Source organism: Autumnicola tepida (genome assembly GCF_031846485.1).
GTDB classification, from domain to species: Bacteria; Bacteroidota; Bacteroidia; order Flavobacteriales; family Flavobacteriaceae; genus Autumnicola; species Autumnicola tepida.
Genome location: NZ_JAVRHQ010000031.1, coordinates 47,654 through 54,016, shown reverse-complemented (window position 1 = coordinate 54,016; position 6,363 = coordinate 47,654). Strand labels below are relative to the sequence as shown.

At 42.4% G+C, this 6,363-nt stretch carries 4 protein-coding genes; 1 reads left to right on the top strand and 3 read right to left on the bottom strand.

Going from position 1 to position 6,363, the window contains the following annotated elements; genetic code table 11:
• Positions 1–3,381 (top strand): DUF5689 domain-containing protein (locus tag RM553_RS17750; protein WP_311536304.1); only part of this gene is annotated, 3,381 nt, incomplete at its 5' end.
• A gap of 139 nt (positions 3,382–3,520) precedes the next feature.
• On the opposite strand, the gene RM553_RS17745 is transcribed toward RM553_RS17750, so the two are convergent.
• From RM553_RS17745 to proC, 3 genes are read right to left on the bottom strand one after another with little or no spacing between them, the layout of a single operon-like run.
• Entirely contained in the window at positions 3,521–4,720 is a 1,200-nt protein-coding gene (locus RM553_RS17745) for a glutamate-5-semialdehyde dehydrogenase (protein WP_432271472.1), read from the bottom strand.
• A gap of 30 nt (positions 4,721–4,750) precedes the next feature.
• Entirely contained in the window at positions 4,751–5,521 is a 771-nt protein-coding gene (proB, locus tag RM553_RS17740; RefSeq protein WP_311536303.1) for a glutamate 5-kinase, read from the bottom strand.
• Between the two features lie 23 nt (positions 5,522–5,544).
• Positions 5,545–6,351 carry a pyrroline-5-carboxylate reductase gene (gene proC / locus RM553_RS17735; protein ID WP_311536302.1) on the bottom strand — a complete coding sequence of 269 codons (807 nt, stop codon included), beginning with the start codon at positions 6,349–6,351 and terminating at the stop codon, positions 5,545–5,547.
• Positions 6,352–6,363: the final 12 nt, after the last annotated feature.

Genomic DNA, 6,363 nt, shown 5'->3' with positions numbered 1-6,363 from the left:
ATTGTTTTTATTAATGAACTGCATTATGATAATGAAAGCTCAGATGCCGGGGAAGGCGTGGAGCTGGCAGGAACAGCCGGAACAAATCTGGACGGTTACAGCCTCATTTTATATAATGGATCCTCAAGCCAGCTGAAACCTTATGAAACCGTTAATCTTTCCGGGACTTTTGCTGATCAGCAGAATGGTTATGGAACTTTGGATTTTGCAGTTGAAGGGATTCAAAACGGCCCCGATGGGCTGGTTTTGTTGAATCCTGAAGGAGATGTAATCCAGTTCCTGAGCTATGAAGGTACTTTTACCCCTGTTGAAGGGCCTGCTGCCGGGATGGAAAGCACAGATATTGGCGTGGAAGAGGGAAGCAATACTCCGGCCGGATATTCCCTTCAGCTAACCGGGGAAGGCAGTTATTATTCAGATTTTACCTGGGCGCCGGAAGCTGTAAACACTTTTGGGCAGGTAAATAACGGGCAAACCTTTATTTCGCCGGAACCTGTATTATTTATTAATGAATTGCATTATGACAATGCGAGTACCGATACCAATGAAGGTGTGGAAATCGCAGGAACCGCCGGGACAGACCTTAGCGGGTACAGCATCGTGCTTTACAATGGCTCCAGCAGTCAGTTAAAAGATTATGGAACGCAGTCCCTTAGCGGCGTTATACCTAATCTCGATAATGGCTTTGGAACGCTTGCTTTTCTTATAGATGGGCTTCAAAATGGTAGTCCGGACGGCCTCGCTTTAGTAGATCCTGAAGGAAATGTATTGCAATTCCTTAGTTACGAAGGCACGTTTATTCCTGTTGAAGGCCCGGCAGCCGGAATGGAAAGTATAGATATTGGAGTGGAGGAAACGAATTCCACCCTGGCAGGTTATTCTTTGCAGCTGGAAGGAACAGGAACAAATTATGAAGATTTTACCTGGCAGGAAGCAATTGCCAGTACTTTTGGCGCGGTTAATACCAATCAGTCCTTTGGTTCGGGCCCGGTAGAGCCTGAGCCGGAACCAGAGCCGGGAATTACTGAACCTATAGATATTGCAGCAGCAAGAGCGACCAGTATTGGCACTAAAGTTATTGTTGAAGGAACACTTACAGTTTCAGATCAACTGGGGAATACAGCCTACATTCAGGATGAAACAGGCGGAATTGCCATTTTCGGTGATTTGGTTACAGAAGAAGGCCTTTATAATATAGGGGATAGTTTAAGAGTAACCGGGGTTAGGGCTGTTTATAATGAATTGATACAGATTTCAGATGTGGAGTCTGTTGAATATCTTGGGGTTGCTGAAAATCCTATTGAACCGGTTAGCATCAGCCTTGCTGAAATGGAAAATTACCGCGGCCAGCTGGTACAAATTTCCGATATGCTTTTTCCTGAACCGGGACAATTGTTCTTCGGAAATGCCAATTACCAGGTTTCTGACGAAAGCGGAAGCGGGGAATTGCGTATTGATGGAGATGTGGAAGGCTTGGTTGGAAAAACCCAGCCGGAATCCTGCGCAGAAGTTGTTGGCGTGGTAGGAAGGTATAATGATATCAATCAACTGCTTCCAAGAAATGAAGCCGATTTGCCTTGTGCTGAAGAATTTAACCCTACTTATCCGGGCTCTGATATTTCCAGGGATCTCACACTTGATGCTGCTACCTGGAATATCGAGTGGTATGGGGATGAAGCAAATTCTCCTGCTGCGGGCAGTGAAAATTCAGATGAGGTTCAAAAGGAAGCAGTAAAGGAAATCCTCCTTGGCCTTGATGCCGATGTGATCGCGGTGGAAGAAATTTCAGATGAGGTGCTTTTTGATGAAATGATTTCAGAAATGCCCGGGTACGATTATGTCCTTTCCGATGCTACTTCTTATCCGGATAGTCCCGGAGGCCAAAAAGTCGGGTTCGTCTTTAAAACTGAAACAGTTTCTATAAACTCCACAAGAGCCATGTTTACTTCCCTCCATCCTTTTTATGATGGAAGTGATGCCGGTTTACTTGTGGATTATCCTGCTGAAGTGGACCGGTTTTATGCCAGCGGAAGGTTACCTTTTCTAATGAACGCAGATGTCACTCTTAATGGTGCGACCAGCAATATTAACTTTATCGCGCTTCATGCCAGGGCCAACAGCAGTTCCGGGCCGCTTAACCGCTATGAAATGCGAAAATATGATGTAGAGGTGCTGAAAGATTCTTTAGATGCTCATTATGCGGATAAAAACGTTATGATCCTTGGGGACTATAATGATGATGTGGATGAAACTGTGGCCGATGTGAGCACCAGCGTTTCCAGCTATGTGGAATATGTAAATGATGCTGAAGATTATACTGTTTTAACGGCAATTTTGAGCGAACAGGGATACCGCTCTTACGCTTTTAATAATGATGTAATAGATCATATTACTGTTACCGATGAATTAGATGATAATTACATTGATGGTTCCGCGCGTGTTCATTATGAATTCTATAGCAGTGATTATACCTATACCGCATCAGATCATTTCCCGGTATCGGTACGGCTTCAGCTAAAACCGCTTTCCGCTTCTGTGGAAGGACAGGGTAACATTTGTAATGATGCTGAGACAGGTACATTAACCGCGAATGTTGAAGGTGGGATTGCGCCATACACCTTTAAGTGGAGCAATGGTGAAACCAGCCAGACTATCACAGGTTTGAGTGAAGGAACCTATTCTGTGGTAGTGGAAGATGCTTTAGGAAGCTCCGCTACGGCAGAATTTACTATTGAAGCTTATGATGCCATTGTTGTTGAAATGATCGAAGACCAGACATATTATCTGGGATATGACGGGGAGCTGGTTAAACTGGAACCGGAGAATATAAGCGGAGGTTCAGGGAAGTACACTTATTTATGGAGTAATGGAGAAACTACAAGAGCGATTGAAGTTACGCCTGAAGAAACCATTACCTATACTTTAGAAGTTACAGACGAAAATGGATGTACTGCTTCCGGGAGTGTAACTGTAAATGTGGAAGATGTTTCCTGCGGAAATAACAAATGGCACGAAAAAGTACAGGTTTGTTTCAGGGGGAAATCCCTTTGTATTGCAAAAGCAGCGGTTCCCACATTTTTAAGAAGAGGAGCCAGCCTTGGGAGTTGTAATGAGGCGCCGGTGGTGATAAAGGAAGTTAAGGCTTTTCCAAACCCAACAAGGGGAGCGGTAAACCTGGAAATAATTTCAGCGAAAAATGAAAAAGTGTCTGTTGAGGTCTATAATCTTTTTGGAAGAAGGGTGTTAAAAGATAACCTAAAACTTTCCGAAGGGAAAAATATACACCACATGGACCTGAGCCGCCAGTTTAGAGGAATTTATGTAGTAATTATTCAAGGTTCAGACTTTAAAACAGATCCTCTCAAGATTATAAAAATCTAATTACTTATCTACCTGAATAAAAGAAAGGCTGTCTAAATGGGCAGCCTTTTCTGTTTTCATAAAGTCTTAAAAAAACTTCCTGAAAGTTAAAAAGCCATCCTTTTCGGACGGCTTTTTTATTCTTATAAATTAGGAATTTTTAAGCCCTTATGTGGCCTTCTCCCAATACATAATATTTATTGGTAACCAGTTGCTTTAAACCAAGCGGGCCACGGTGGTGAAGCTTATCTGTACTTATAGCCAGTTCAGCGCCAACACCCATCTGTCCGCCATCGGTGAATCGGGTGGAAGCGTTGTGATATACCGCAGCACTGTCTACCTGTTCCATAAATTTAACGGCTTCTTCTTTATCGGTAGTGATAATAGAAGCAGAATGCCCGCCGGAATATTTATTTATTTTTTCAATTGCGGCGTCCAGCCCATCAATGCTTCCAATTACCATTTTCATGGCCAGAAATTCTTCATACCAGGTATCTTCTGAAGGAACTTTAGATTGCGAAGTCGCAATTTTAGACACTTCTTCATCCACAAGCACTTCCACTTTATGATCTTCCATAAACTGGATGAGCTCTTTAATCCGCTCTTCATACTGCGGAAGGTTTTTATCTACCAGTACCTTATCCAGGGCATTACAACCGGAAATCTTATCGGTTTTAGCATTTAAAATTACCTTTTTGGCAGTTTCGAAATCGGCATTTTCAGAAATATAAAGGAAGTTATTTCCCCTTCCGCTAACTAATACTGCTCCGGTGGCGTGTTCCTTTACAAAAGCGATCAGTCTTTCGCCTCCACGGGGAACAATCAGGTCCAGTTGTTCTGGCGGATTTTTTAGAAATTCCTGGGTTTCTGTCCTGCTCAAATGCAGCAGTTTAATCCATTCTTTTCCAAGTCCGTTTTCTTCCAGAGCTTCATGCCAGCATTCTTCCAGGATTTTATTGGAATGTATAGCTTCTTTACCACCTTTTAGGTAAATCTTGTTGTTGGCTTTAAAGGCAAGAACAGAGGCTTCAATGGTCACATCTGGACGGGATTCATAAATGATCATTATGTTCCCGAAAGGAGCGGTTTTATTGGTAATATCCAGGCCGGTGTCCAACTGCCTGTGCTCAATTACCTGCCCAACGGGATCGTCCTGCTCCATTACTTCTTTAACAGACTGGATCATGCCATTTACCTTCTTATCATCAACGATCAACCTGTCATACATTGCCTGATCGTCTTTATTGAATGCCTCAAGATCTTTCTTGTTGGCCTCAATAATTTCCTGTCGCCTTTTATCCAGGATCTGCATCATGGATTTCAGCACGTTATTTTTAATTTCCGTATTTAAAAGTTTCATCTCTTTCTTTTTAATTTTTTGATTCGTTCTTTACTCGGTGAATTTTGTTCCCACCGGTTTACCGTCCATAATATCTAAAATCACATTCTCGTTTTTACCATTTGCGATGTAAGTAGTGATATTCTTGGAAGCGGTACTTTTGGCGATCTTTATTTTGGATTCCATTCCGCCGCGGCCTTCACCTTCACCTTTTCCAGATTCCTGAACATATTTTTCTACATTCTGGTCCACCTGTACTTTATTTAGTTTTTCTGAATCTTCATCATCAGGATGTCCGGTGTACAATCCATCAGTATCGCTAAGGATTATAAGCGAATCTGCGCCAATTAATTCTGCTACCAAACTTGCCAGTTCATCATTGTCTGAGAACATAGACATGGTTACAGAAACGGCATCATCCTCATTTGCTATTGGTATAATTCCTTCGGAAAGTAAAGACTCGTAACAATTAATCATGTTCTCGCGGTGGATCCCGGGACTAAAATCCCTTTTTGTAGCCAATACCTGTGCACAACGCATTCCGTAGTCATGGAAAATGCTGTAGTAATGGCGCATCATCCGAGGCTGTCCAACTGAAGAAAAGACCTGTCTCCTTTTAGAAGCATCCTTAATTGCGATTTCTCCTAAAATTTCTTTTCCTGCAATGGCAGAACCTGATGACACAAGCACCACGTGAATATCCTGTTCATAAAGAGTTGCGATTTGCCTTACAAGGTTTTTTAGAACGGGACCAACAATCCTGTTGTCTTTATTGGTCATTACATTAGTTCCAACCTTTACGACTATTCTTTTTTTATCCATTTTATTTGTTTTACAGATAAGTTTTATTCTTCTTTTCCCAGTTCCACAGCTCTGTCAAACGCTGCATACGCTGCATCTTTAATCAATTCCTTAACATTATTGTCTTCCATAGAATCCAGGGCTGCACGTGTGGTCCCTCCTTTGGAAGCCACTCTTTCCATCCAGGTGTTTGGAGAAAGGTCGCTCTGGTTAAAAAGTTCCACTGCTCCTTCAAAGGTCTGGCTTACCAATACCTTGGAGTCATGTTGTGAGAAGCCCATTTTAAGGGCAGCTTCCAGCATAGACTGCATAAAGTAAAATACATACGCCGGCCCGCTACCGGAAATTCCTGTTGAGGCATCTATAAAGTTTTCATTTTTAACCTTGATGGATTCCCCTGTGGTGTCCAGTAAATTTCTCACCATTAGAAGTTCCACGCGCGAAACCTCTTCAGAAGCGGTGTAAGAAGTAACGCCTTTTCCTACCTGGGCAGGCAGGTTAGGCATGGACCTTACCACTTTCTTTACCCCTAGACCATGCTGAATTTTATTTATGGTGATACCTGCCATCAGGGAGACAAATATTTGTTCCTGGTTAACAAGAGGTTTTATTTCTGAAAAAAGATCGTCACAGTGGTAAGGCTTAACGGCCAGAAACACCACATCGGCTTCCGGCAGGCAGTCTTCAATTTTATCAAAAACGTCAAAATGATCAATACTGCTTAAGGTGGTCAAAACTTCTGCTGATTTGTCAAAAATCATAAGGTTCCTTCTGTTTAGCATACTGGACTTTGCCATGCCTTCAGCATAAGTAAGACCCATATTTCCTGCTCCGATAACTAGTACTTTCATTTTATATTTTTT

Coding starts and splice junctions, on each gene's coding strand:
- RM553_RS17745 (WP_432271472.1), bottom strand. CDS start 4,720: ATGAAACTTTTAAATACGGAAATTAAAAATAACGTGCTGAAATCCATG.
- proB (WP_311536303.1), bottom strand. CDS start 5,521: ATGGATAAAAAAAGAATAGTCGTAAAGGTTGGAACTAATGTAATGACC.
- proC (WP_311536302.1), bottom strand. CDS start 6,351: ATGAAAGTACTAGTTATCGGAGCAGGAAATATGGGTCTTACTTATGCT.